General features: G+C 69.2%; 22 protein-coding genes and 3 tRNA genes. 4 read left to right on the forward strand and 21 right to left on the reverse strand.

Features of this window, described 5'->3' with window-relative positions; genetic code table 11:
• Positions 1 to 37 precede the first annotated feature (37 nt).
• From AVW11_RS25220 to AVW11_RS25275, 11 genes are all read right to left on the reverse strand, one after another.
• Positions 38 to 3,937, reverse strand: coding sequence for a DNA-directed RNA polymerase subunit beta' (locus AVW11_RS25220; protein WP_030842649.1), 3,900 nt, complete (start codon positions 3,935 to 3,937; stop codon positions 38 to 40).
• 101 nt (positions 3,938 to 4,038) lie between these two features.
• The gene (gene rpoB, locus AVW11_RS25225; protein WP_030026653.1) at positions 4,039 to 7,521 is read right to left on the reverse strand and encodes a DNA-directed RNA polymerase subunit beta; all 3,483 of its coding nucleotides are present in this window, start codon (positions 7,519 to 7,521) and stop codon (positions 4,039 to 4,041) included.
• A gap of 567 nt (positions 7,522 to 8,088) precedes the next feature.
• Positions 8,089 to 8,472 carry a 50S ribosomal protein L7/L12 gene (gene rplL, locus AVW11_RS25235; protein ID WP_030773785.1) on the reverse strand — a complete coding sequence of 128 codons (384 nt, stop codon included), beginning with the start codon at positions 8,470 to 8,472 and terminating at the stop codon, positions 8,089 to 8,091.
• A gap of 111 nt (positions 8,473 to 8,583) precedes the next feature.
• Positions 8,584 to 9,114 carry a 50S ribosomal protein L10 gene (rplJ, locus tag AVW11_RS25240; RefSeq protein WP_030026650.1) on the reverse strand — a complete coding sequence of 177 codons (531 nt, stop codon included), beginning with the start codon at positions 9,112 to 9,114 and terminating at the stop codon, positions 8,584 to 8,586.
• 245 nt (positions 9,115 to 9,359) lie between these two features.
• Positions 9,360 to 10,259 carry an SCO4651 family lipoprotein gene (locus AVW11_RS25245; RefSeq protein WP_030842646.1) on the reverse strand — a complete coding sequence of 300 codons (900 nt, stop codon included), beginning with the start codon at positions 10,257 to 10,259 and terminating at the stop codon, positions 9,360 to 9,362.
• A 100-nt stretch (positions 10,260 to 10,359) separates the two neighbouring features.
• The gene (locus AVW11_RS25250; protein ID WP_076046096.1) at positions 10,360 to 11,226 is read right to left on the reverse strand and encodes an SCO4651 family lipoprotein; all 867 of its coding nucleotides are present in this window, start codon (positions 11,224 to 11,226) and stop codon (positions 10,360 to 10,362) included.
• Positions 11,227 to 11,415: 189 nt separating this feature from the next.
• On the reverse strand, positions 11,416 to 12,144 hold the full coding sequence (gene rplA / locus AVW11_RS25255) for a 50S ribosomal protein L1 (RefSeq protein ID WP_030773774.1): 729 nt from the start codon (positions 12,142 to 12,144) through the stop codon (positions 11,416 to 11,418).
• An 89-nt stretch (positions 12,145 to 12,233) separates the two neighbouring features.
• The gene (gene rplK / locus AVW11_RS25260; protein WP_030773771.1) at positions 12,234 to 12,668 is read right to left on the reverse strand and encodes a 50S ribosomal protein L11; all 435 of its coding nucleotides are present in this window, start codon (positions 12,666 to 12,668) and stop codon (positions 12,234 to 12,236) included.
• A 182-nt stretch (positions 12,669 to 12,850) separates the two neighbouring features.
• Complete coding sequence (gene nusG / locus AVW11_RS25265; RefSeq protein ID WP_060179566.1) at positions 12,851 to 13,729, reverse strand: transcription termination/antitermination protein NusG; 879 nt, start codon at positions 13,727 to 13,729, stop codon at positions 12,851 to 12,853.
• 82 nt (positions 13,730 to 13,811) lie between these two features.
• A complete protein-coding gene (secE, locus tag AVW11_RS25270; RefSeq protein WP_030825982.1) occupies positions 13,812 to 14,093 on the reverse strand; it encodes a preprotein translocase subunit SecE in 282 nt (93 codons plus the stop codon).
• A 106-nt stretch (positions 14,094 to 14,199) separates the two neighbouring features.
• Positions 14,200 to 14,272: transfer RNA gene (locus AVW11_RS25275), tRNA-Trp, on the reverse strand.
• 204 nt (positions 14,273 to 14,476) lie between these two features.
• Between AVW11_RS25275 and AVW11_RS25280 the strand changes: the two genes are divergently transcribed.
• Positions 14,477 to 15,703: a pyridoxal phosphate-dependent aminotransferase gene (locus tag AVW11_RS25280; protein ID WP_030842637.1), complete on the forward strand. Its 1,227-nt coding sequence runs from the start codon at positions 14,477 to 14,479 to the stop codon at positions 15,701 to 15,703.
• Positions 15,704 to 15,903: 200 nt separating this feature from the next.
• Entirely contained in the window at positions 15,904 to 16,923 is a 1,020-nt protein-coding gene (locus tag AVW11_RS25285; RefSeq protein WP_030842635.1) for an adenosine deaminase, read from the forward strand.
• Here the strand turns inward: AVW11_RS25285 and AVW11_RS25290 are convergent.
• From AVW11_RS25290 to AVW11_RS25335, 10 genes are all read right to left on the reverse strand, one after another.
• On the reverse strand, positions 16,913 to 17,284 hold the full coding sequence (locus tag AVW11_RS25290) for a hypothetical protein (protein ID WP_225884907.1): 372 nt from the start codon (positions 17,282 to 17,284) through the stop codon (positions 16,913 to 16,915). The two genes, AVW11_RS25285 and AVW11_RS25290, sit on opposite strands and share 11 nt — an antisense overlap.
• Positions 17,285 to 17,345: 61 nt before the next feature.
• Positions 17,346 to 18,485 (reverse strand): UDP-N-acetylmuramate dehydrogenase, encoded by a 1,140-nt coding sequence (locus AVW11_RS25295; protein ID WP_263973263.1) that lies wholly within the window; start codon positions 18,483 to 18,485, stop codon positions 17,346 to 17,348.
• Positions 18,482 to 18,880 carry a DUF3291 domain-containing protein gene (locus AVW11_RS25300; RefSeq protein ID WP_076046098.1) on the reverse strand — a complete coding sequence of 133 codons (399 nt, stop codon included), beginning with the start codon at positions 18,878 to 18,880 and terminating at the stop codon, positions 18,482 to 18,484. The genes AVW11_RS25295 and AVW11_RS25300 overlap by 4 nt, the downstream gene beginning before the upstream one ends.
• Before the next feature lie 93 nt (positions 18,881 to 18,973).
• On the reverse strand, positions 18,974 to 20,488 hold the full coding sequence (locus tag AVW11_RS25305) for an MFS transporter (RefSeq protein ID WP_076046100.1): 1,515 nt from the start codon (positions 20,486 to 20,488) through the stop codon (positions 18,974 to 18,976).
• 78 nt (positions 20,489 to 20,566) lie between these two features.
• Positions 20,567 to 21,136, reverse strand: a complete 570-nt coding sequence (locus tag AVW11_RS25310) for a TetR/AcrR family transcriptional regulator (protein WP_076046102.1) — start codon at positions 21,134 to 21,136, stop codon at positions 20,567 to 20,569.
• 206 nt (positions 21,137 to 21,342) lie between these two features.
• Positions 21,343 to 21,771 carry a MaoC family dehydratase gene (locus AVW11_RS25315; RefSeq protein WP_030842617.1) on the reverse strand — a complete coding sequence of 143 codons (429 nt, stop codon included), beginning with the start codon at positions 21,769 to 21,771 and terminating at the stop codon, positions 21,343 to 21,345.
• Between the two features lies 1 nt (position 21,772).
• Positions 21,773 to 22,225, reverse strand: coding sequence for a MaoC family dehydratase N-terminal domain-containing protein (locus tag AVW11_RS25320; RefSeq protein WP_060179561.1), 453 nt, complete (start codon positions 22,223 to 22,225; stop codon positions 21,773 to 21,775).
• Between the two features lie 135 nt (positions 22,226 to 22,360).
• The gene (gene rpmG, locus AVW11_RS25325) at positions 22,361 to 22,525 is read right to left on the reverse strand and encodes a 50S ribosomal protein L33 (RefSeq protein ID WP_007265873.1); all 165 of its coding nucleotides are present in this window, start codon (positions 22,523 to 22,525) and stop codon (positions 22,361 to 22,363) included.
• A gap of 88 nt (positions 22,526 to 22,613) precedes the next feature.
• Positions 22,614 to 22,686, reverse strand: a tRNA-Met gene (locus tag AVW11_RS25330).
• Between the two features lie 48 nt (positions 22,687 to 22,734).
• Positions 22,735 to 22,807 (reverse strand) — tRNA-Thr (locus AVW11_RS25335).
• Between the two features lie 361 nt (positions 22,808 to 23,168).
• Here AVW11_RS25335 and AVW11_RS25340 point away from each other — a divergent pair.
• The gene (locus AVW11_RS25340) at positions 23,169 to 24,437 is read left to right on the forward strand and encodes an amidohydrolase family protein (RefSeq protein WP_076046104.1); all 1,269 of its coding nucleotides are present in this window, start codon (positions 23,169 to 23,171) and stop codon (positions 24,435 to 24,437) included.
• A 46-nt stretch (positions 24,438 to 24,483) separates the two neighbouring features.
• A complete protein-coding gene (locus AVW11_RS25345) occupies positions 24,484 to 25,140 on the forward strand; it encodes an SDR family oxidoreductase (RefSeq protein WP_060179560.1) in 657 nt (218 codons plus the stop codon).
• Positions 25,141 to 25,148: the final 8 nt, after the last annotated feature.

Here is a 25,148-nt window from a genome sequence, read left to right on the forward strand (position 1 = left end):
CACTCCTTTCGGAGCGGCGGGGGGCTTCTTACGAGCCTCAGCCGTTGTACGGGCCGTAGTCGTAGTCCTCCAGCGGGACAGCCTGGCCGGAGCCGGTGCCGAAGGGCGAGTAGTCGATGTCGTCGTAGCCGACGGCCGAGTACATCGCGGCCTTCGCCTCCTCGGTGGGCTCCACCCGGATGTTGCGGTAGCGGGCGAGACCCGTACCGGCCGGGATGAGCTTACCGATGATGACGTTCTCCTTGAGGCCGATCAGGGAGTCGGACTTGGCGTTGATCGCCGCGTCCGTCAGGACCCTGGTCGTCTCCTGGAAGGACGCCGCCGACAGCCACGACTCGGTCGCGAGCGAGGCCTTGGTGATACCCATCAGCTGCGGACGGCCGGAGGCGGGGTGACCGCCCTCGGTGACCACACGACGGTTCTCGGTCTCGAACTTCGACCGCTCGACCAGCTCGCCCGGCAGGAGCTCCGCGTCGCCGGACTCGATGATCGTCACGCGGCGCAGCATCTGCCGGATGATGATCTCGATGTGCTTGTCGTGGATCGACACGCCCTGCGAGTTGTAGACCTTCTGGACCTCGCCGACCAGGTGGACCTGGACGGCACGCTGGCCGAGGATGCGCAGCACGTCGTGCGGGTTGGTGGCACCCATGGTGAGCTTCTGGCCCACCTCGACGTGGTCGCCCTCGTGCACGATGACCTTGGCGCGCTTGGAGATCGGGAACGCCGTCTCGTCGCTGCCGTCGTCGGGCGTGATGACGATCTTCTTCGTCTTCTCGGTCTCCTCGATCCGCACGCGGCCGGCGGCCTCGGAGATCGGGGCGACACCCTTCGGGGTACGGGCCTCGAAGAGCTCGACGACACGCGGCAGACCCTGCGTGATGTCGTCACCGGCCACACCACCGGTGTGGAAGGTACGCATCGTCAGCTGGGTACCGGGCTCACCGATGGACTGGGCGGCGATGATGCCGACCGCCTCACCGATGTCGACCAGCTTGCCGGTGGCCAGCGAGCGGCCGTAGCAGAAGGCACAGGTGCCGACCGCGGACTCGCAGGTCAGGACCGAGCGGGTCTTGACCTCCTCGACGCCGTTGGCGACCAGGGCGTCGATGAGCACGTCACCGAGGTCGACGTTGGCCGGCGCGATGACCTTGCCGTCGATGACGACGTCCTCGGCCAGCATGCGGGCGTAGATCGAGGTCTCGACGTCGTCGGCCTTGCGCAGCACGCCGTCCTCGCCGCGAACGGCGATCTTCAGCTTCAGGCCGCGCTCGGTGCCGCAGTCCTCCTCGCGGATGATCACGTCCTGCGAGACGTCCACCAGACGACGGGTCAGGTAACCCGAGTCGGCGGTACGCAGGGCGGTGTCCGCCAGACCCTTACGGGCACCGTGCGTGGAGATGAAGTACTCCAGAACGGTGAGGCCCTCACGGAAGGACGCCTTGATCGGACGCGGGATGGTCTCGTTCTTCGCGTTCGACACCAGACCACGCATACCGGCGATCTGTCGCATCTGCATCATGTTTCCTCGGGCACCCGAGTCAACCATCATGAAGATGGGGTTCGTCTTGGGGAAGTTCGCGTTCATCGCCTCGGCAACCTCGGTGGTCGCCTTGGTCCAGATCGCGATGAGCTCCTGCGTGCGCTCGTCCTTGGTGATCAGACCGCGCTCGTACTGCTTCTGGACCTTCTCGTCCTGCGCCTCGTAGCCCGCGACGATGGCCTTCTTGGCCTCGGGCACGACGACGTCGGAGATGGCCACGGTGACGCCCGAACGGGTCGCCCAGTGGAAGCCGGCCGCCTTCAGGTTGTCGAGCGTCGCCGCCACGATGACCTTGGGGTAGCGCTCCGCCAGGTCGTTGACGATCTCGGAGAGCTGCTTCTTGCCCACCGAGTAGTCGACGAACGGGTAGTCCTCGGGCAGCAGCTCGTTGAAGAGCGCGCGGCCCAGGGTGGTGCGCAGGCGGAAGCTGTCGCCCGGCTGGAACTCCTGCTCGCCCTCCTCGGCGACCGGCGGCACCCAGCCGCGCGGCGGGATGGTGCCCACCGGGAAGCGGATGTCGACGGACGACTGCAGCGCGAGCTCGCCGGCGTCGAACGCCATGGTCGCCTCGGCCGTGGAGCCGAACGCGCGGCCCTCGCCCTTGGTGTCACGGAGCTCACCGTCGGTGGTCAGGAAGAACAGACCCAGGACCATGTCCTGCGTCGGCATCGTGACCGGACGGCCGTCGGCCGGCTTGAGGATGTTGTTCGAGGACAGCATCAGGATGCGGGCCTCGGCCTGCGCCTCCGCGGAGAGCGGCAGGTGCACGGCCATCTGGTCACCGTCGAAGTCCGCGTTGAACGCGGTGCAGACGAGCGGGTGGATCTGGATGGCCTTGCCTTCGACCAGCTGGGGCTCGAAGGCCTGGATGCCGAGGCGGTGCAGCGTGGGCGCACGGTTCAGCAGCACCGGGTGCTCGGCGATGACCTCTTCGAGCACGTCGTACACGACCGTGCGGCCGCGCTCGACCATGCGCTTCGCCGACTTGATGTTCTGCGCGTGGTTCAGGTCGACCAGGCGCTTCATCACGAACGGCTTGAAGAGCTCCAGCGCCATGGCCTTCGGCAGACCGCACTGGTGCAGCTTCAGCTGCGGGCCGACGACGATCACGGAACGCGCGGAGTAGTCCACGCGCTTGCCGAGGAGGTTCTGGCGGAAGCGACCCTGCTTGCCCTTCAGCATGTCGCTGAGGGACTTCAGGGGGCGGTTGCCGGGACCGGTGACCGGGCGACCACGACGACCGTTGTCGAAGAGGGCGTCGACGGCCTCCTGGAGCATGCGCTTCTCGTTGTTCACGATGATCTCGGGGGCACCGAGGTCGAGAAGGCGCTTCAGGCGGTTGTTGCGGTTGATCACGCGGCGGTACAGGTCGTTCAGGTCGGAGGTCGCGAAGCGGCCACCGTCCAGCTGCACCATCGGACGAAGGTCCGGCGGGATGACCGGGACGCAGTCCAGAACCATGCCCTTGGGCTTGTTGCTGGTCTGCAGGAACGCGGAGACGACCTTGAGGCGCTTGAGCGCACGGGTCTTCTTCTGGCCCTTGCCGGTGCGGATGATCTCGCGGAGGCGCTCGGCCTCCTCCTCCAGGTCGAAGGACTCCAGGCGCTTCTGCAGCGCCGCGGCGCCCATGCAGCCGTCGAAGTACGTGCCGAAGCGGTCACGCAGCTCGCGGTAGAGCAGCTCGTCGCCCTCGAGGTCCTGGACCTTGAGGTTCTTGAAGCGGGCCCACACCTCGTCGAGGCGGTCGATCTCGCGCTGGGCGCGGTCGCGGAGCTGCTTCATCTCGCGCTCGGCACCCTCGCGCACCTTGCGGCGCACGTCGGCTTTGGCGCCCTCGGCCTCGAGCTCGGCCAGGTCGGACTCGAGCTTCTTGGCGCGGCCTTCGAGGTCGGCGTCGCGGCGGTTCTCGATCTGCTGGCGCTCGACGGAGACGTGGGCCTCCAGCGACGGCAGGTCGCGCTGACGGCGCTCGTCGTCGACGAACGTGATCATGTACGCGGCGAAGTAGATGACCTTCTCGAGGTCCTTCGGCGCGAGGTCCAGCAGGTAGCCCAGGCGCGACGGGACGCCCTTGAAGTACCAGATGTGGGTGACGGGAGCGGCAAGCTCGATGTGGCCCATCCGCTCACGGCGCACCTTGGCGCGCGTGACCTCGACGCCGCAGCGCTCACAGATGATGCCCTTGAAGCGGACACGCTTGTACTTGCCGCAGTAGCACTCCCAGTCCCGGGTCGGACCGAAGATCTTCTCGCAGAAGAGTCCGTCCTTCTCGGGCTTGAGGGTGCGGTAGTTGATGGTCTCCGGCTTCTTTACCTCGCCGTGCGACCAGGTTCGGATGTCGTCCGCGGTGGCAAGGCCGATCCGCAGCTCGTCGAAGAAGTTGACGTCGAGCACTGTGCGTCAATCCCTCTTTCGGGGTCGTGTCTCTTGATCAGTGGTCTGAACGGTCCCGGGGATGACGGGGGGCTCTGTTCGTGAGCCCCCCGTCAGGCCCGTCAGACCTCTTCGACGCTGCTCGGCTCGCGCCGGGACAGGTCGATACCGAGCTCCTCCGCCGCGCGGAAGACGTCCTCGTCGGTGTCGCGCATCTCGATGGACATGCCGTCCGAGGACAGCACCTCCACGTTGAGGCAGAGCGACTGCATTTCCTTGATGAGCACCTTGAAGGACTCGGGAATGCCCGGCTCGGGGATGTTCTCGCCCTTGACGATGGCCTCGTAGACCTTCACGCGGCCGGTGACGTCGTCGGACTTGATGGTCAGCAGTTCCTGGAGGGCGTAGGCGGCGCCGTAAGCCTCGAGCGCCCACACCTCCATCTCACCGAATCGCTGGCCACCGAACTGTGCCTTACCACCCAGCGGCTGCTGCGTGATCATCGAGTACGGACCGGTCGAACGGGCGTGGAGCTTGTCGTCGACCAGGTGGTGGAGCTTGAGGATGTACATGTACCCGACCGAGATCGGGTCCGGGAACGGCTCGCCGGAGCGGCCGTCGAACAGGCGCGCCTTGCCGGACGGGAGGACCAGCCGGTCACCGTCGCGGTTCGGGATGGTGTGCTCGAACAGGCCGGCGAGCTCGTCCTCGCGGGCGCCGTCGAACACGGGGGTGGCGACGTTGGTGCCGGGCTCGACGCGGTCGGCGCCGATGGCCTTCAGTCGCTCGGCCCACTCCTCACCCAGACCGGAGACGTCCCAGCCGCGGCTGGCGAGCCAGCCGAGGTGGATCTCCAGGACCTGTCCCGGGTTCATTCGGGACGGGACACCCAGCGGGTTCAGGATGATGTCGACCGGGGTGCCGTCCTCGAGGAACGGCATGTCCTCGATCGGGAGGATCTTGGAGATGACACCCTTGTTGCCGTGGCGGCCGGCGAGCTTGTCACCGTCGGTGATCTTGCGCTTCTGGGCGACGTAGACGCGGACCAGCTGGTTCACGCCCGGAGGAAGCTCGTCGCCCTCCTCGCGGTCGAAGACGCGGACACCGATGACCTTGCCGATCTCACCGTGGGGGACCTTGAGCGAGGTGTCGCGCACCTCGCGGGCCTTCTCACCGAAGATGGCGCGGAGCAGACGCTCCTCCGGGGTCAGCTCGGTCTCACCCTTGGGCGTGACCTTGCCGACCAGGATGTCGCCGGCGACGACGTCCGCACCGATGCGGATGATGCCGCGCTCGTCGAGGTCCGCGAGGACCTCCTCGGAGACGTTCGGGATGTCCCGGGTGATCTCCTCGGGGCCGAGCTTGGTGTCACGGGCGTCGACCTCGTGCTCCTCGATGTGGATCGAGGAGAGGACGTCGTCCTGCACGAGGCGCTGCGACAGGATGATCGCGTCCTCGTAGTTGTGGCCTTCCCACGGCATGAACGCGACGAGCAGGTTCTTGCCGAGGGCCATCTCGCCCTCTTCGGTCGCCGGTCCGTCGGCGAGGACCTGGGACTCCACGATCCGGTCACCCTCGTTGACGATGACCTTCTGGTTGACCGAGGTGCCCTGGTTCGAGCGGGAGAACTTCGCGACGCGGTACGTGGTGTACGTGCCGTCGTCGTTGGCGACGGTGATGTAGTCGGCCGAGACCTCCTGGACGACACCGTCCTTCTCCGCGCGGATCGAGTCGCCGGCGTCGACCGCACAGCGGTACTCCATGCCGGTGCCGACGAGCGGGGCCTCCGCCTTGATGAGCGGAACGGCCTGGCGCATCATGTTCGCGCCCATGAGGGCACGGTTGGCGTCGTCGTGCTCGAGGAAGGGGATCATCGCGGTCGCGACGGACACCATCTGGCGCGGGGAGACGTCCATGTAGTCGACGTCGCCGCCGGCGATGTAGTCGATCTCGCCGCCGCGGCGGCGGACCAGGACGCGGTTCTCCGTGAAGCGCATGTCCTCGGACAGGGCCGCGTTGGCCTGCGCGATGACGAAGCGGTCTTCCTCGTCGGCCGTCAGGTAGTCGACCTCGTCGGTGACGACACCATCGATGACCTTGCGGTACGGGGTCTCGACGAAGCCGAACGCGTTGACGCGGCCGTAGGAGGCGAGCGAGCCGATCAGACCGATGTTCGGGCCTTCGGGGGTCTCGATCGGGCACATGCGGCCGTAGTGCGACGGGTGGACGTCTCGGACCTCGAAGCCGGCCCGCTCACGGGACAGACCGCCGGGGCCCAGCGCCGACAGGCGGCGCTTGTGGGTCAGGCCCGAGAGCGGGTTGTTCTGGTCCATGAACTGCGACAGCTGGCTGGTGCCGAAGAACTCCTTGATGGAGGCGACGACCGGCCGGATGTTGATCAGGGTCTGCGGCGTGATCGCCTCGACGTCCTGGGTGGTCATGCGCTCGCGCACGACGCGCTCCATACGGGCCAGACCCGTACGGACCTGGTTCTGGATGAGCTCGCCGACGTTGCGCAGACGACGGTTGCCGAAGTGGTCGATGTCGTCGGTCTCGACCACGATGGAGCGGCCGGACTCGCCGATCGTCTCGGTCTCGCCGGCGTGCAGCTTGACCAGGTACTTGATCGTGGCGATGACGTCGTCGGTGGTGAGCACGCCGGCGTCGAGCGGCTCGTCGGCGCCGAGCTTCTTGTTCACCTTGTAGCGGCCGACCTTGGCGAGGTCGTAGCGCTTGGGGTTGAAGTAGAGGTTCTCGAGCAGCGTCTGAGCGGCTTCACGGGTCGGCGGCTCGCCGGGGCGCAGCTTGCGGTAGATGTCGAGCAGCGCGTCGTCCTGCCCCTGGGTGTGGTCCTTCTCCAGGGTGGCGCGCATGGACTCGTACTCGCCGAACTCCTCGAGGATCTGCTCGGTGGTCCAGCCGAGAGCCTTCAGGAGGACGGTGACGGACTGCTTGCGCTTGCGGTCGATGCGGACGCCGACCATGTCGCGCTTGTCGATCTCCATCTCCAGCCAGGCACCCCGGGAGGGGATGATCTTGGCGGAGAAGATGTCCTTGTCGGACGTCTTGTCGATGGAGGAGTCGAAGTAGACACCGGGGGAACGGACAAGCTGCGACACGACGACACGCTCGGTGCCGTTGATGACGAAGGTGCCCTTGTTGGTCATGAGCGGGAAGTCGCCCATGAAGACCGTCTGAGACTTGATCTCTCCGGTCTCGTTGTTCGTGAACTCGGCAGTGACGAACAGCGGAGCCGCGTACGTGAAGTCGCGCTCCTTGCACTCGTCGACGGAGTTCTTCGCCGGCTCGAAACGGTGGTCGCGGAAGGTCAGCGACATCGACCCGGAGAAGTCCTCGATCGGCGAGATCTCCTCGAAGATCTCTTCCAGACCGGACTTGGTGGGGACGTCCTGTCCACTCTCAAGCGCCGACTCGACGCGAGACTTCCAGGCGGCATTGCCGAGCAGCCAGTCAAAGCTTTCGGTCTGCAGCGCCAGGAGGTTCGGAACCTCGAGGGGCTCCTTGATCTTTGCAAAGGAGATGCGCAGCGGGGCGGTGCTGGCACCGTTGTTCGTATTGGTCGAGGCGTTGCGCGAGGCGGCCAAGAGGGGGTCCTTCCGAGGGCTCGGACTCACTACGCGCGTACCGGTCCCAGCAGACACAGAAGACAGGCCCCCCGATTCCGGCCCAAAAGGCCAGGTCAGGGCAGATCAATCAAGTGTGCTCAAGCGTGGGCATGTCCCTGGCGACGGGCAGGGGACAGCTAACAGGCAGCGCAAAGGGTCAGTGTAGCCACTTGGCTCACTGATGTCCAGACCGCGTTTCCGGAAACCGGCAACAGGCCTTCCCCATGTCGTTCAACCCTGCGTCCAACGCTGCGGCTCTCGTGCACAGAGCGCGTATCAGTACTGCCCTCTTCGTAGTCGATCCATGCCTCGGATCTCGGATCGAGGCGGCCGACCTCCCGACGGGTCTGAGAATTGCGCGCCGCGACCCGTTCGTCAAGGCCCCCTGCTCCGAGCGGATCATCTGCGGACCCTGCGTCGGAGCAACGATGATCACCCTACTCCCCAACGAGACCAGGGCAAGTCAGGCACTGCGAATACGCCAAAGGGCGACCACCCTTACGGGTGATCGCCCCTTGGAGAGGCCGTCAGGCGGCCTCAGAGGTGTTACTTGACCTCGACGGAGGCACCGGCACCCTTGAGGGCCTCGGCGGCCTTGTCAGCGGCCTCCTTGTTGACCTTCTCGAGGACGGGCTTCGGCGCACCGTCGACGAGGTCCTTGGCCTCCTTCAGGCCCAGGGAGGTCAGCTCGCGCACGACCTTGATGACCTGGATCTTCTTGTCGCCGGCGCCGGCGAGGATGACGTCGAACTCGTCCTTCTCCTCAGCGGCCTCGACCGGGGCGCCGGGGGCACCCGGGGCGGCAACGGCGACGGCCGCGGCGGCGGTGACGTCGAACTTCTCCTCGAAGGCCTTCACGAACTCGGAGAGCTCGATGAGGGTCATCTCCTCGAACTGGGCGAGGAGGTCGTCCTGAGAGAGCTTCGCCATGATGGGCGATCCTTCCACTAATTCGGCAGGTGCCGATGTGTCTATAGAGGCGGGCGTAACGGCCCGCTACGACCCGCGCACTAGGCGGCGCGGATCAATGCGCGAGCCGAATTACTCGGCACCGCCCTGCTCGGCGAGCTTGACGCGAAGCGCTTCCGCGGTGCGGACGAACTTCGACGGCAGCGCCTGGAAGAGCGAGGCAGCCTGGGACTGCTTGCCCTTGAACGCGCCGGCCAGCTTGCTGAGCAGAACCTCGCGGGACTCGAGGTCCGCAAGCTTCTTGATGTCGTCGGCGGAGAGAGCCTTACCGTCAAGGACACCGGCCTTGATGATGAGGTTCGGGTTCTCCTTGGCGAAGTCACGCAGAGCCTTCGCCGACTCCACCGGGTCACCGGTGATGAAGGCGACCGCGGTCGGACCAGCGAAGTGCTCGTCCAGCGCGGTGATCCCGGCCTGGTTGGCCGCGATCTTGGTCAGCGTGTTCTTCACCACGGCGTACTGGGCGTTCTCACCGAGGGAGCGACGCAGCGTCTTGAGCTGCGCGACGGTGAGACCCCGGTACTCGGTCAGCACGGCGGCGTTCGAGCTCTGGAACGCGTCCGTGAGCTCGGCCACCGATGCAGCCTTGTTGGGCGTCGGCATGGTGCGTTCGCCTCCTTCCGGGTGATGAGGACCGCTCAGAAGGGGCTGACATACAAAACGCCCCGGCGCAGGCGCCAGGGCGTAGCTCGACCGGAACGAGTCCGGGAACATTCCACAGTCACCTGCGCGGGTCGTCCGCAGTAAGCGGATCCTTCGGCCACCGCACCCTGGCGGGCACAGCAACGACCAGCGGTCTTTGGCTTCCGGGGAAGACTACGTGAAGGGTTCCGGTCGAGGCAAATCGGTCAGCTGCGCAGGCCGGGGAGCCCGGCGTCCCGCAGGATCCTGTCCGCCTCTTCCAGGTCCTTGTCGGCCTGTTCGAGGTCCTTGTCGACCTGCTCGAGGTCCTTGTCGACGCCCTTCATCACGGCGTCGAAGCTGACGACCTGGTCGGCCGGCGGGGGCTGGACGGCGGGGGCCTTGCCGAAGTCGGAGAACTTCGCCGTGGTCTTCGACGTGCCCTTGCCGTCGGTGCTGGAGCTGTCGACGCGGACCGGGTATCCGTCCGCCCCGATCCAGAGGTCCACCTCGAAGGCGGTGATGTGCTTCACGGACTCGTGGAGGTACCGGCGGTTCTGCTCCTCCATGGCCTTGGTGGACTCGTCCGCCTTGACCAGGTCCGCGTTCGTGAAGCTGCCCTTGTAGTGCTGGGCGTCGATGCCGTCGGTCTGCTCGGCCCCGACGTGGGTGAGCTTCTCCTGGCCGAGCAGCATGGCGAGGTACTCGGCCGGGTCCTCGTTCAGCCGGACCCCCGGCTTGCCGTCCTTGGCCAGGTCCATCTGCATCCAGGTCTTGCCCTGGAGGGGCTTGTCCATCTGGGTGTAGACGGTGTCGCCCATCATGATCGAGCGGCTGTCGGGCTCGCCGCCTCCCTTGAGGACCACGTCGTGGCTGGACGGGTACCAACCCTTCGTGCCGGACTGGGCGCCGGTCTTGCCGTCCTTCTCGACGGTGGACAGCTCCGCCTTGGCGAACCTGGCGGCCACCGTCTTCAGGTAGGACGCCTTCACTGCCTCCACGGGGTCGTGCGCCTTGGCGTCGGCCCCCTTGGCCCCCTCGGCCCCGCCGCAGGCGGTCAGGCCGCCCACGAGCAGTGCGGTGCCTGCCATCGCCACGCCGGCCCGGGTCCGGACAGCGCTGTTCATCTGGTTCTCCCCCATGCATGGTCGGTGCGCGCCGCGCCGCCGCGGTGGAGCGGCGGCGCGACGGTACTTCGGTCGTACGGTGCTGCTGCTGCGGCGGCGGTCAGGCGGAGCCCTCGCCGGCGCCCTTCATCATCTCGGCGAGGTCGACGACCTGCTCGGCCGGAGGCGCGGTGATGTCGACGGGCTTGTTGACGTCCAGGAACTTGATGGTGACGTCCATGGGGCCGGATGTGCCGGCGCCCCGGGTGCGGACCTGCTTGGCCTGGTCGTTCTCGTCGATCCAGAGGTCCATGGTCAGGGTCTTGATGCCCTGGGCCTCCAGTGCCGCGAGGTTCTTCTGCTGGCGCTCCTTGGCCTCCGGCGTGGAGGCGGCGCTGCGGGAGCGCAGCTCGTCGACCGAGACGGTGCCGCTCAGGTGCGTCGTCTTCTGGCCGTCGACGGTCTCCTCGCCGACCTTCTTGAGGTCCTTGGCGGTGCTCAGGCTGTCGGCCGTGTCGGCAGGGTTCTGGCCCTGCTGGGCGGAACCGAGGGAGTCCAGCTCCTTGGCCTGCTCGGGAGCGAGGGCCTTGAGGTCGAACTTCAGCCACTTACCTTCGGCGCCCATGTACATGGCGCCGTCGAGGAGGCGGATCTGCACCTTCTCGCCGGGCTTCTCGGGCGAATCCATCGTCATCGACATGGCCACGGTCGGCTTGATCCGCATCGCGGCCTCGCCGGTGATCTTCTGGCCCGCCGCGTCGCCCGTGATGGTGTACCTGAGCGAGGTGATCTCCTCGGACTTCTTCTTCGCCTTCTCCAGGTACGCGGCCGCCGTCACCTCCGCAGGCTTCTCGGGAGCCTTGGCCGGTGCGGGCGCCCCGGTGTCCTTCTTCTTCGCGTCGTCCCCGTTCTCGCAGGCCGTGGCACCTCCTGCGAGCAGGAGGGCGGCCAGGACGGCTGCGACGGTCTTCTTGCGGTACGCGTTCATGTGGTCCCCACCCCGTGTCGTCGTGCAGCGCTTGGTCTTCGGCGTGTCCGCCTGACGCTGCCCGTACGACTGTACGACTCGGTGCCGGGAGCGCTGGCACAGGACTCGCACGGGGAAACGGAAAACGGGCCCCTCGCCGCCTGTGAAGGGGGCGAGGGGCCCGTTCAGCCACTCGGTGAGCCGTCAGGCTCAGACCGCAGCCGGGTCTTCCTCGACGAGGAGGTTCCGGGTGCGGTTCGGGTCCAGCTGGATGCCGGGGCCCATGGTGGTGCTCAGGGCGGCCTTCTTCAGGTAGCGGCCCTTGGCGGCGGACGGCTTCAGACGAAGGATCTCGTCCAGGGCCGCGCCGTAGTTCTCGACGAGCTGCTCGTCGGAGAAGGAGACCTTGCCGATGATGAAGTGCAGGTTCGAGTGCTTGTCGACGCGGAACTCGATCTTGCCACCCTTGATCTCGGTGACAGCCTTCGCGACGTCCATCGTGACGGTGCCGGTCTTCGGGTTCGGCATGAGGCCACGGGGACCGAGCACGCGGCCGAGGCGGCCGACCTTGCCCATGAGGTCCGGGGTGGACACAACGGCGTCGAACTCGTTCAGGCGGTTGCCCTTGGCGATCTCGTTGATCAGCTCGTCGTCGCCGACGATGTCGGCGCCGGCGGCTTCCGCGGCCGCTGCACGGTCACCGGTCGCGAAGACCAGGACCCGGGCGGTCTTACCGGTGCCGTGCGGGAGGTTCACGGTGCCGCGGACCATCTGGTCGGCCTTGCGCGGGTCGACACCCAGGCGGAAGGCGACCTCGACGGTGCTGTCGAACTTGGTCGAGGAGATCTCCTTGGCGAGACGGACGGCCTCGAGCGGGGCGTACTGCTTCTCCCGGTCGATCTTGGCGTCCGCAGCGCGGAGAGTCTTGCTGCGCTTCACTTCTGCTCCTGTATTTCGGATTCAGGCATGGAGTCGTGGTGCGGACCAGCGCTTGGTCCTACCACTGGTGGTGCTGGGGGGTGGCTGGATCAGCCCTCGACCGTGACGCCCATCGAGCGCGCGGTGCCGGAAATGATCTTCACGGCGGCGTCGATGTCGTTGGCGTTCAGGTCGGGCATCTTCAGCTCGGCGATCTCGCGGACCTGGGCAGCCGTGAGCTTGGCGACCTTGGTCTTGTGGGGCTCGCCGGAGCCCTTCTCGATGCCCGCGTGCTTCAGGATGAGGCGCGCCGCCGGCGGAGTCTTGGTGATGAAGGTGAAGGTGCGGTCCTCGTAGACCGTGATCTCCACCGGCACGACCATGCCACGCTGCGACTCGGTCGCGGCGTTGTAGGCCTTGCAGAACTCCATGATGTTGACGCCGTGCTGACCGAGCGCGGGGCCGACCGGCGGAGCCGGGTTGGCCGCACCGGCCTTGATCTGGAGCTTGATAAGCCCCGTGACCTTCTTCTTCTTGGGAGGCATTGCTCTCTCCGGGTCCTAGTGAGAGTTTTCAGCCGCCGATCCGGTCATCCGGATGGAGGCATACCGCACCACGATAACGGGTATCGGTGCGGGGCTAAAAACCGAGCAGGTCAGACTGCCCGCGAGGGGTGGTCTGACCTGTCCGGAAGCTGTGGCTCAGAAGCCCTGGTCCAGAGAGTGGATCAGTTCTTCTGGATCTGGTCGAAGCTGAGCTCGACCGGGGTCTCGCGGCCGAAGATCTCGACGAGGCCCTTGACCTTCTTCGAGTCCGGGTTGATCTCGTTGATGGTCGCCTGGAGCGTGGCGAACGGACCGTCGGTGACGGTGACCGAGTCGCCGACCTCGAAGTCCAGGACCTCGATGGTGCGCTTGACCGCGGGGGCCGGCAGACCGGCTTCCTCGGCGGCCTGCTTGGCGGCCTTCTCCTGCGCCTCCGGGGCGAGCATCTTGACGATCTCGTCCAGGGTCAGCGGGTACGGGTCGTACGCGTTGCCCACGAAGCCGGTGACACCGGGGGTGTTGCGGACGACGCCCCAGGACTCGTTCGTCAGGTCCATGCGGACGAGCACGTAGCCGGGCAGCTTGTTCTGCCGGACGTTCTTGCGCTCGCCGTTCTTGATCTGGACGATCTCTTCCTCGGGCACCTCGGCCTGGTAGATGAACTCCTCGACGTTCAGCGAGACGGCGCGCTGCTCCAGGTTGGCCTTCACGCGCTTCTCGTAGCCGGCGTAGGTGTGGATCACGTACCACTCGCCGGGGAGGAGGCGCAGCTCCTCGCGCAGGGCCTGGATCGGGTCGACCGGCTCGGCGGGCTCGGCCTCTTCGGCCTCCTCCGCGATCTCGGCGTCGTCGGCGGCCTCTTCGAGCTCGGTGTCGGCCTCGTCCTCGTCCGCCTCGTCGTCGGAGACGTGCAGCGCGGCCTCCTCGGCGGCGTCACCCGCCTCGACGTCGGCGAGCTCGGCCTCGTCCGGGTCCACAGCGTCTGCCGCCTCGACGATGTCGAGCTCGTCCTCGACGGACTCGACGGAGTCGTGGCTCGCGTTCAGGTTCGGGTCAGACACGGTGGCTGCTTCTTCCTGGAAAAAAGGTGGTGGAACATGCGAAAAGGGGCGGCACCCATCAAGGCGCCGCCCTCCGCGGGGATCAGCCGAAGACGAACTTGATGGCTTCCTGGAACCCATAGTCAATCACGGTCACCAGACCGATCATGATGACCACGAAGACAATCACCACGGTGGTGTACGTCGTGAGCTGGTTGCGAGTGGGCCAGACAACCTTGCGGAGTTCCGCGACAATCTGGCGGTAGAAAAGCGCGAGACGGCCCAGAGGACCCTTCTTGCCGCGCTTGCCGCCCTTGCGGGCCTTCTTCTCGCGCGTCTCGTCCTCGGCGTCAGGCATGTCGATGGAGCCCAGGGCGTCCGTCACGTCTCTCACCTGAATCCGGGTCGTGGCCGTACCGCGCCCGGTTGCGCCGCACGGCGTTGCATCTAAGTACGTACCTGCGCACACACATCCGAGAAGGAGTGTGGAGCAGGGCCGGAGGGACTCGAACCCCCAACCGCTGGTTTTGGAGACCAGTGCTCTACCAATTGAGCTACGACCCTTTGCGTCCCCCAACCTACCGCATCCGGGCGAGTGCACGGAGTGCTCACGCTTTGCAGCGGCTGGCGAGGTCCAACGACAGGTGAGTGTACGTGAACCGGGCCGTGACGTCGAACAGCACCCGGCCTGACATGGCCCGGCCCGTCTCCCGTCCGTTCATCGAAACGGCGTGCGGCGCTTCTGCGCGGTCTGGGACGATTGCTCGTATGACCTCTGCAACGCCTTCCTCCGAGCGCCGGGTGTCCGCCCGTATCGGCGCCATTTCCGAGTCCGCCACCCTCGCCGTGGACGCCAAGGCCAAGGCCCTCAAGGCCGCCGGGCGCCCGGTCATCGGCTTCGGCGCGGGCGAGCCCGACTTCCCGACCCCGGACTACATCGTCGAGGCCGCGGTCGAGGCCTGCCGCAACCCCAAGTACCACCGCTACACGCCGGCCGGCGGTCTGCCGGAGCTGAAGGCCGCCATCGCCGCCAAGACGCTGCGCGACTCCGGCTACGAGGTCGAGGCGTCGCAGGTCCTGGTGACCAACGGCGGCAAGCAGGCGATCTACGAGGCCTTCGCGGCCATCCTCGACCCGGGTGACGAGGTCATCGTCCCGGCCCCGTACTGGACCACCTACCCGGAGTCGATCCGTCTCGCCGGCGGTGTCCCGGTCGAGGTCGTCGCCGACGAGACCACCGGCTACCGGGTCTCCGTCGAGCAGCTGGAGGCCGCGCGCACCGAGCGCACCAAGGTCGTCCTGTTCGTGTCCCCGTCCAACCCGACCGGTTCGGTCTACAGCGAGGCCGACGCGAAGGCGATCGGCGAGTGGGCCGCCGAGCACGGCCTGTGGGTGCTGACGGACGAGATCTACGAGCACCTGGTCTACGGCGACGCGAAGTTCACCTCGCTGCCGGTCCTGGTCCCGGCCCTGCGCGACAAGTGCATCATCGTCAACGGCGTCGCCAAGACGTACGCGATGACCGGCTGGCGCGTGGGCTGGGTCATCGCCCCGCAGGACGTCGTCAAGGCGGCGACGAACCTGCAGTCGCACGCCACCTCCAACGTCTCCAACGTGGCCCAGGTCGCCGCGCTGGCCGCCGTGTCGGGCAACCTGGACGCGGTCGCCGAGATGCGCAAGGCCTTCGACCGCCGCCGCCAGACGATGGTCAAGATGCTGAACGAGATCGACGGCGTCTTCTGCCCGGTCCCCGAGGGCGCGTTCTACGCGTACCCGTCGGTCAAGGAGCTCCTCGGCAAGGAGATCCGCGGCAAGCGCCCGCAGACCTCCGTCGAGCTGGCCGCCCTGATCCTGGACGAGGTCGAGGTCGCGGTCGTCCCGGGCGAGGCCTTCGGCACCCCCGGCTACCTGCGCCTGTCGTACGCCCTGGGCGACGAGGACCTGGTCGAGGGCGTGTCCCGCATCCAGAAGCTGCTGGCCGAGGCCAAGGCCTGACGCGGCCCGCAGCAGGACCTGGGCGGCGGTACCCCCGAGGGGTGCCGCCGCCCCGGCGTTTCACGCCCCCGCCGTGCGGGGCGAGGGAGGCCCGGGGGCGGCGGGGGCGGTTCGGCGCGGTGCCCGCTCACCCGTTCGCGCAAGCCCCCGATCGGTAAAACCCCCTCCCGCCGAGCGCAGCGGTACGGCAGGATCACCAGATGGAGCACGTACGCGATCTCACGCTTCTGCCGAAGGCCCACCTCCACCTCCACTTCACCGGGTCGATGCGACCATCGACGCTGCTGGAGCTCGCCGACAAGTACGGCGTGCGCCTGCCCGACGCGCTGACCGCCGGGGAGCCGCCCAAGCTGCGCGCCACCGACGAGCGGGGCTGGTTCCGCTTCCAGCGGCTCTACGACGCCGCCCGCTCGTGCCTGCGCGAGCCCGAGGACATCCGGCGCCTGGTCCGCGAGGCCGCGGAGGAGGACGTACGGGACGGCAGCGGCTGGCTGGAGATCCAGGTGGATCCCACGTCCTACGCGCCTCTTCTGGGCGGGATGATCCCGGCCGTCGAGATCATCCTCGACGCCGTCGACGCGGCCTCCCGCGAGACCGGTCTCGGCATGCGGGTGCTCATCGCCGCCAACCGCATGAAGCACCCGCTCGACGCCCGGACCCTGGCCCGGCTCGCCGTGCGCTACGCCGACCGCGGCGTCGTCGGTTTCGGCCTCTCCAACGACGAGCGCCGCGGCATGGCCCGCGACTTCGACCGGGCCTTCGCCATCGCCCGCGACGGCGGCCTCCTGGCGGCCCCGCACGGCGGCGAGCTGACCGGCCCGTCCTCCGTCCGCGACTGCCTGGACGACCTGCACGCCGCCCGCATCGGCCACGGCGTACGGGCCGCGGAGGACCCCCGGCTGCTGAAGCGGCTCGCCGACCGCCAGATCACCTGCGAGGTCTGTCCGGCTTCCAACGTCGCCCTGGGCGTGTACGAGCGGCACGAGGACGTCCCGCTGCGGACGCTGTTCGAGGCCGGGGTGCCGATGGCGCTGGGCGCGGACGACCCGCTGCTGTTCGGGTCGCGGCTCGCGGCGCAGTACGAGATCGCCCGCCGCCACCACGGTTTCACGGATGCGGAGCTCGCGGAGCTGGCCCGCCAGTCGGTGCGCGGGAGCGCCGCGCCGGACGACGTCCAGGCCAAGCTGCTGGCCGGGATCGACCACTGGCTCACCGGGTGAGCCGCAGATCCCCCTCGTAGCAGTCGGCGCGCACCCGGCGGCCGTCGGGGAAGCCGATCTCCAGGTGGGTGCGGCCCTGCTCGGGCAGCGCGAACTCGGCGACGGAGCAGACGGTCTCGCCCAGGTGCCGCAGGAAGGGGTGGTCGCCGAGGTCCTCGCCGACCTCGACGCGGCCCCACTCCCCCATGTCGTAGGGCTCGTGGGGCCGGGCGGACTCGACGATGAGGCACTGGTCGGACCCGGTGGTGATCCGGATGGAGTCGCCGACGCTGTCGATCAGCCAGACGTCGAGGGGGGACTCGGAGCGTTCGCCGTCGCTGACGTGCCAGGACGCGACGACCCTGCTGAGCGTGCGACCCACGAGCCGAGTGGGGTCCGTACCGGCCCCGTGACGGGGACAGAGCATGGGCGGCGGGGGCTCCTCAGATGCTGACGCCGACCGTCACCGGCTCGTTGACGAGGGTGACGCCGAAGGCCGCGTGGACGCCCGCGACGACCTCGCGGGCCAGGGTGAGGAGGTCCTCGGTGGTGGCCTCGCCGCGGTTGGTGAGGGCGAGGGTGTGCTTGGTGGAGATGCGTGCCGGGCCGGTGCCGTAGCCCTTGGTGAAGCCGGCCTTGTCGATCAGCCAGGCCGCGCTGGTCTTCGTACGGCCCTCGCCGGCGGGGTAGGCGGGCGGGGCGGTGTCGGGGCCGAGGCGGTCCTGGACGCGGGCGAGGAAGGCGGCGTAGGCCTCGTCGGTCAGGATCGGGTTGTGGAAGAAGGAGCCGGCGGACCAGGTGTCGTGGTCGGCCGGGTCGAGGACCATGCCCTTGCCGGCGCGCAGCCGCAGCACGGTCTCGCGGGCGGTGGCGGCGGGGACCCGGTCGCCGGCCTCGACGCCGAGGGCGCGGGCGGTCTCGGGGTACTTGATCGGCGCCGAGAGGCCGCCGGCGTCCTCCAGGGCGAAGCGCACGCGCAGGACGACGTAGCGGTCGGGCTGGTCCTTGAAGGTGCTGTTGCGGTAGCGGAAGGCGCACTCGGCGGCGGTCAGAGTGACCGTTTCGCCGGTGGTGCGGTCGTAGGCGACGACCTCGGTGATGGTGTCGCAGACCTCCTGGCCGTACGCCCCGACGTTCTGGATCGGGGTGGCGCCGGCCGAGCCGGGGATGCCGGCGAGGCACTCGATGCCGGCGAGGCCGGCTTCGACGGTGCGGGCGACGGCGTCGCTCCAGTTCTCGCCGGCGGCGAGCTCCAGCCGCGTCCCGTCCAGGTGGAAGCCGGTGGTGGCGATGCGCAGGGCGGTGCCGTCGAAGCCCCGGTCGCCGATGACCAGGTTGCTGCCGCCGCCGATGACCAGGAGCGGGGTGCCGCTCTCGTCCGCGGCGCGGACGGCGGCGACCACCTCGGCGTCGGTGGTCGCGGTGACCAGGCGGGCGGCGGGACCACCGAGACGGAAGGTGGTCAGCGGGGCGAGGGGGGCGTCGTGGAGTTCCTGCACGTGGACAAGAGTACGGTCCGTGCCCCTCGCATCCCGGCGGGGCCACGGACCGTCCTCGCTCGTCCTCCGTACCGGCCGGGTCAGCGGTCCGCCTGCTGGGCGGCGAGGCGGCGCTCGGCCTCGTCCCAGCCCAGGGGCAGTTCGGTGGCGGGCACGGTCCAGTGGGTGAAGACGGATTCCTTCATGTACGCGGCGGCGGCGCGGGAGCTGGAGCGGTGGGGCTCGCTGCGGGCGAAGCGGTACAGCGCGTCCCGGTCCTCCCATGCGGAGAGGGTGAGGAAGGTGCGGCGCAGGACGCGGGCCCGCAGGGCGACGCCGTGGGCGCCGGGGGCCCTGCGCATCTGGCGGATGATGCCGGGCGACTTGAGGAGGAACCGGACGGCGCCGATGAGGGTGGCGGTCTCGAAGCGGGAGGCCATGACGTGGACCTCGGCACCGGGTGCGGGCGCGGTGGGCGTGGACCAGGGGATGTCGGGCATGACGTGTTCTCCTTCCGTGGTGCGGCCGCGGGAGCCGCATGGACGGACCTGATCGGGCGGGCGTACGTGCGGGCGGGCGGGCCGGGGGCCCCGTCACTGGGCGGCGGGGACCTTGTCCGCGGTCCCGGCCCCGGCCCCGGCCGCGACGGGGGCGGCGTCGGGGGCGGACGCGGCGGCGGGTACGGGGGCGGGCGCGGCGGTGGGCGTGGCGGCGGGCGCGTTCCGGGTTTTGCGGGGCACCAGGAGGGCCAGCGCGGCGGCGAGGGCGACGGCCGCGGCGCCGATCCACAGGGCGGGGACGGTGCCGTCGGTGAAGGTCTGCGGGGAGGCGTAGCCGCCCTGGGCGGAGAAGACCGAGGCCAGGACGGCGACGCCGAGGGCTCCGCCGACCTCGCGCAGTGCGTTGTTGGTGCCGGATGCCTTGCCCTGGTCGGCGGGGCGGACGGTGGACATCAGGACATTGGCCGCCGGGGCGAAGTAGAGGGCCATGCCGATCCCGCTGAGGATCAGCGGCGGCAGCTGCGCGGCGTACGAGACGTCCGTGCTCAGGATCGCGGCGAACCAGCCGAGGCCGAGGGCCTGGAACGCCAGGCCGGCGGCGACGACGGGGCGGCCGCCGATGCGGTCGGAGAGGATCCCGGCCAGCGGCGCCACGATCATCGGCATGCCGGTCCAGGGGAGCATCCGCAGGCCGGCTTCGGTGGGCGAGTAGCCGGCGACGCCTTGGAGGAACTGGCTGAGCAGGAAGATCGAGCCGAACATGCCGAGGAACATCAGCAGGCTGGCCAGGTTGATCCCCAGGAAGCCGCGGTCACGGAAGAGCCGCATGGGGAGCATGGGGTTGGCGCTGGTGAAGCCGTGGTGGACGAAGCCCGCGACGAGGGCGCTGCCGAGGATCAGGCCGGTGAGGACGGGGGTGCTGGTCCAGCCCTCGGCGTTGGCGTTGACCAGGCCGTAGACGATGCCGAAGAGGCCGCCGCTGATGAGCAGGGTGCCGGGGACGTCGAGGCGGGCGCCGGGGGCGGTGGACTCGGCGAGGCGCAGGCGGGCGAGCGGGATCAGGGCCAGGCCTGTCGGCACGTTGAGCCAGAAGATCCACTGCCAGGAGATGTGCTCGGTGAGGCTGCCGCCGATGAGGGGGCCGCTGGCGACGGCGAGGCCGGTGACGGCGCCGTAGATGCCGAGGGCCATGCCGCGCCGGGCGGCGGGGACAGCGGCGGTCAGGAGGGTGAGGGTGAGCGGCATCATGACGGCGGCTCCGACGCCCTGCACGGCGCGGGCGGCGATGAGCGCGTCGATCCCGGGCGAGAGGGCGGCCGCGGCGGAGGCGCCGGTGAAGACGGCGAGGCCGGCGATGAACAGCCGGCGGCGGCCGAAGCGGTCGCCGAGGGAGGCGCCGAACATGAGGAGGACGGCGAAGGTGAGCGTGTAGGCGTTCACCGTCCATTCCAGGTCCTCCAGCCCGCCGCCGAGGTCCTCGCGGATGGCGGGGAGGGCGGTGGTGACGACCAGGTTGTCGAGTGCGGCCATGAAGCTGGCCACGCCGGTGAGGACGAGGGCCCAGACGGCGGGGCCGCGGAGTTTGGTGTCGACGTCTTGCGTGTGCACGATTCCCCCTGCGCGTTGTTAGTTATTGCTGACTAACTTTGTTGCCCATGCGCATGCGCGTCCGGTGGCGCGCATCCTTCACTCCTCCTGGCGGTCGGCGGTACCGGCCGACGGGTAGAACCCCTCCCACACCCGGTGCCCGGGCGGGAAGCCCATCGCGGCCAGCGTGTTGATCAGCATCCCGTAGGCCATGAAGGTCGTCGTCTCCCGCGGGTCCGCACCCAGCGGCAGATGGACGGTGTCCCAGAGTTCCATCCAGCCCTGGCGGACCAGCTCGCCGAGCTCGTGATCCCCGGCCGCCTCGGCGGCGGCGACGGTGACGTACATCTGGAGCTGCATCTGGAGCTTGTCGGGATCCTCCGTGATCAGCCGGGTGTAGGCGTCGGCCATGGCACGCTCGGCCTCTTCGCCGCTCAATCCCTCGACGGCGGCGGCGAACACCTCACGCGTGTCCCGCAGGCAGCGCTCCGACGCGGCCAGGAAGATCGCCTGCTTGTTGGGGAAGAGGCGGAAGAGGTACGGCTGCGAGACGCCCACCCGCTTGGCGATCACCTCGGTGGAGGTCCCGTAGTACCCGCCCCGGGCGAACTCGTGCATTGCCGCCCGGATGACGCTCTCGCGCCGCTCCTCTGCGCTCATCCTTGCCATGACATCGAAGTTAGTGCTCAATCACTAACTTCGTCAAGGGGTGCTGTGGACCGCTGCCCGCTCCGGCCGCCGGGGCGGTGAAGGAGGCGGGCGGCCCGGGGAGGCCGGCGGTGGAGGGCCGCGGCGGGAGGCCGGCGGTGACAGCGGCCGGCGGTGAAGGGGGCGGGTGGCAGCCGCCCCCTCGCACGCGAAGGCGCCGGCCGCGCTCAGGCGAGTGCGACCACCGCGCGGGACATCCCGAGGACCTTCTGGCCGGCGCTCATGGCCGTCAGGTCGACCCGTACGCGGTTGTCGTCCAGCTTCGCCGCGACCTTGGCGGTGACCTCGATCAGGCCGCCCCGGTCGTCGTTGGGGACCACGACGGGCTTGGTGAAGCGCACTCCGTACTCGACCACCGCGCCCGGGTCGCCCACCCAGTCGGTGACGACGCGGATCGCCTCGGCCATGGTGAACATGCCGTGCGCGATCACGTCCGGCAGCCCGACCTCCTTGGCGAACTTCTCGTTCCAGTGGATCGGGTTGAAGTCGCCCGAGGCGCCGGCGTACTGGACGAGCGTGGCGCGCGTCACGGGGAAGGACGCGGCGGGCAGCTCGGTGCCGACCTCGACGTCGGCGTACTTGATCTGCGCTGCCATGTCAGGCCTCCTCGGGGGCGCGGGAGACGAGCTTCGTCCACGCCGTCACCACGTGCTCGCCGGTCTCGTCGTGGACCTCGCCGCGGATGTCGATGATGTCGTTGCCCGCGAGCGACTTCACGGCCTCGATGGTGGAGGTCACCGACAGGCGGTCACCGGCCCGCACCGGGCGGGAGTACGCGAACTTCTGGTCGCCGTGGACGACGCGGCTGTAGTCCAGCCCCAGCTGCGGGTCCGCGACGACCTGGCCGGCCGCCTTGAAAGTGATGGCGAACACGAAAGTCGGAGGCGCGATCACATCGGCGTGGCCGTGGGCCTTGGCGGCTTCGGGGTCGGTGTAGACGGGATTGGCGTCGCCCACCGCGACCGCGAATTCGCGGATCTTCTCCCGGCCGACCTCGTACGGATCGGTGGGCGGGTAGCTCCGCCCCACGAAGGACTGGTCGAGAGCCATGACTCACTACCTCCTGTTGAAGGGACACGAAACACACAGGGACAAAGACAGGAACGGGCACGGAAACGACACAAGGCCGCCCCCAATGAAGGGGACGACCTCATGACGGTGCCTGTATTCGAGACTTCGCTGGGGTCAGCGGGTCTCGCGGTGCGCGGTGTGCGAGTTGCAGCGCGGGCAGTGCTTCTTCATCTCCATGCGGTCCGGGTTGTTACGCCGGTTCTTCTTGGTGATGTAGTTCCGCTCCTTGCACTCCACGCAGGCCAGCGTGATCTTCGGGCGGACGTCGGTGGCAGCCACGTGAGTGCTCCTTGACGGACTATGGGACGGATGAACGCATAAAAGAGTAGCCGATCGGGAGACCGACCCCGCAATCGGCTACTGTGGGTAGCGGCGACCGGACTTGAACCGGTGACACAGCGATTATGAGCCGCTTGCTCTACCGACTGAGCTACGCCGCTTTGATGTGATCAGCTCCCCACCCGAGGGTGGGGGGCCTCTCTCACCAGAGCCCCAATGCGGAATCGAACCGCAGACCTTCTCCTTACCATGGAGACGCTCTACCGACTGAGCTATTGGGGCGAGCGATGAAGACATTACACGGTTGCCCGCCGATCGCCCAAATCCTTTGCGGGAACAGGGCTCCGAGGGGGTTCGGAAGCCTCTCTTGATCAACCCGCCCGCCTCTCCCGCCCCACTTCTCCCACGGTTTGTGCGCAGGCTCACACGGGGCGCGCGCCGCGGGCGCCGTGGCACGGGGGCACGGGGGCACGGGGGCACGAACCACAGGGACGGGGGCGCGGGGGCACCACACCGGTACGACTATTGCGCTCCTCCGCGAAGCGGAGTGCGCCGCGCCCTAGGCTCTGAGCACGCTGCGTGATCTTGGGCCGCGGGCCGCAGCCACGGCCCCAGGAAGCGCCCGAGCCACCGCAGGAGCGCGATGTCCGAAAGCCAGCCGCAGCAGCCGTCCCCCTTCCACCGCAGCGGCAACGGCAGTGCGGTGGGGGCCGAGGCCGCCACCCTGCTCCTCGCCGGGGCCCGCCTCACGGACGGCCGTACCGTCGACGTCCGCCTCGGCGGCGGCCGGATCCAGGCTGTCGGGACCACGGGCAGCCTCTCCTCCCCCGTCCTGGCCCGGGTGGACCTCAGCGGCTACCTGCTCCTCCCCGCTCCCGCCGAGCCGCACGCCCACGGGGACACCGCGCTGACCGCCGACGGCGACGGGCCCGTCTCGTACGCCCCCGACGAGGTGCAGCGCCGCGCCACCGAGGCGGCCCTGCTCCAGCTCGGCCACGGCGCGACCGCCGTGCGCTCGCACGTGCGCATCGGCGACATGCACGGCCTCGGCCCCATGCAGGCCGTGCTCCAGGCCCGGCGCTCCCTGCGCGGCCTCGCCGACCTGACCGCGGTGGCCGTACCCCGCCTGCTGACCGGCACGGCCGGGGCCGACGGGCTCGCCATGCTGCGGGACGCGGTCAAGATGGGCGCCTCGGTCATCGGTGGCTGCCCGGACCTGGACCCGGACCCGACGGGCTTCCTCGAAGCCGTCCTGGAGCTCGCCGACGAGCACGGCTGCCCCGTGGACCTGCACACGGACGGTGACGACCCGGCCCGTCTCTCCCGGCTCGCGGCGATGGCGGGCGGGCTGCGCCCCGGGGTGACCATCGGTCCGTGCGGCGGCCTCTCCCGGCTCCCGCTGGACGCGGCGACCCGCGCCGCCGACCAGCTCGCGGCGGCCGGCGTACGCGTGACCTGCCTGCCCCAGGGCGACTGCGCGGCCCTGGAGCGCCGCGGCCTGCGCACCGCCCCCGTACGGCTCCTGCGGGCAGCCGGCGTACGGGTCGCGGCCGGCAGCGGGGCGCTGCGGGACGCCGGGAACCCGGTCGGCCGCGGAGACCCGCTGGAGGCCGCGTACCTGCTGGCCTCCCAGGGCGGGCTGCGCCCCGCCGAGGCCTACGCGTGCGTGAGCGCCTGCGCCCGCGAGGCGATGGGCCTGCCGGAGGTGCGGGTCGAGGCCGGGTTCCCGGCGGAGCTGCTCGCCGTGCGCGGCGACCGGATCGCGGGCGTGCTGTCCCTCGCGTACAGCCGGATCGTGATCCACCGGGGGCGGGTGGTGGCCCGTACGAGCGCGGTGCGCGAGTACTGCGACTCCGCCGTCGCGGTGGCCCTGGACCTGCCCCGGCAGGGCCGCACGGAGCCCGGCCCCTGAGGTGTCTTCCCGGGCGGGGGCGCCCGGCTCGTCGTACCGTCGGGGCATGCGCATCGTCATCGCGGGTGGACACGGTCGGATCGCGCTGCGGCTGGAGCGCCTGCTCGCCGCGCGCGGGTACGAGGTCGCGGGCATCATCCGCGACCTCGAACAGGGCGACGACCTCAGGGAGGCGGGCGCCGAACCGGTGCTCTGCGATCTGGAGTCGGCCACGGTGGAGCATGTGGCGGGGATCCTCCAGGGCGCGGACGTGGCGGTGTTCGCGGCGGGCGCCGGCCCCGGCAGCGGTGCCGCGCGCAAGGACACCGTGGACCGGGGCGCGGCGGTGCTGTTCGCCGACGCGGCCGAACGGGCGCGCGTACGGCGCTTCCTGATGGTCTCTTCGATGGGGGCGGACGCCCATCACGAGGGCGACGAGGTCTTCGACGTCTACCTGCGGGCGAAGGGCGAGGCCGACGACCACGTACGGACCCGGCTGGGTCTGGAGTGGACGGTCCTGCGCCCCGGCTCACTGCTCGACGACGCCGGGCAGGGCACGGTCCGCCTGGAGGCGCGGACGGGCCCGGGGGCGGTGCCGCGCGACGACGTGGCGGCGGTGCTGGCCGAGCTGGTGGAGACGCCCGCGACGGCGGGCCTGACCCTGGAGCTGGTCTCCGGCTCGACCCCGGTCGAGGTGGCCGTCAAGGCCGTGGCGGGCAACTGACGGCCCGG

It is taken from the genome of Streptomyces amritsarensis, assembly GCF_001953875.1.
In the GTDB taxonomy this organism is placed as follows: Bacteria; Actinomycetota; Actinomycetes; order Streptomycetales; family Streptomycetaceae; genus Streptomyces; species Streptomyces amritsarensis.

What these genes read in the sequence shown, in the direction of transcription:
- rplL (WP_030773785.1), bottom strand. Translation starts at nt 8,472, where the DNA reads ATGGCGAAGCTCTCTCAGGACGACCTCCTCGCCCAGTTCGAGGAGATG.
- rplJ (WP_030026650.1), bottom strand. Translation starts at nt 9,114, where the DNA reads ATGCCGACGCCCAACAAGGCTGCATCGGTGGCCGAGCTCACGGACGCG.
- AVW11_RS25245 (WP_030842646.1), bottom strand. Translation starts at nt 10,259, where the DNA reads ATGAACAGCGCTGTCCGGACCCGGGCCGGCGTGGCGATGGCAGGCACC.
- AVW11_RS25250 (WP_076046096.1), bottom strand. Translation starts at nt 11,226, where the DNA reads ATGAACGCGTACCGCAAGAAGACCGTCGCAGCCGTCCTGGCCGCCCTC.
- rplK (WP_030773771.1), bottom strand. Translation starts at nt 12,668, where the DNA reads ATGCCTCCCAAGAAGAAGAAGGTCACGGGGCTTATCAAGCTCCAGATC.
- AVW11_RS25280 (WP_030842637.1), top strand. Translation starts at nt 14,477, where the DNA reads ATGACCTCTGCAACGCCTTCCTCCGAGCGCCGGGTGTCCGCCCGTATC.
- AVW11_RS25285 (WP_030842635.1), top strand. Translation starts at nt 15,904, where the DNA reads ATGGAGCACGTACGCGATCTCACGCTTCTGCCGAAGGCCCACCTCCAC.
- AVW11_RS25300 (WP_076046098.1), bottom strand. Translation starts at nt 18,880, where the DNA reads ATGCCCGACATCCCCTGGTCCACGCCCACCGCGCCCGCACCCGGTGCC.
- AVW11_RS25310 (WP_076046102.1), bottom strand. Translation starts at nt 21,136, where the DNA reads ATGGCAAGGATGAGCGCAGAGGAGCGGCGCGAGAGCGTCATCCGGGCG.
- AVW11_RS25315 (WP_030842617.1), bottom strand. Translation starts at nt 21,771, where the DNA reads ATGGCAGCGCAGATCAAGTACGCCGACGTCGAGGTCGGCACCGAGCTG.
- AVW11_RS25320 (WP_060179561.1), bottom strand. Translation starts at nt 22,225, where the DNA reads ATGGCTCTCGACCAGTCCTTCGTGGGGCGGAGCTACCCGCCCACCGAT.
- AVW11_RS25340 (WP_076046104.1), top strand. Translation starts at nt 23,169, where the DNA reads ATGTCCGAAAGCCAGCCGCAGCAGCCGTCCCCCTTCCACCGCAGCGGC.
- AVW11_RS25345 (WP_060179560.1), top strand. Translation starts at nt 24,484, where the DNA reads ATGCGCATCGTCATCGCGGGTGGACACGGTCGGATCGCGCTGCGGCTG.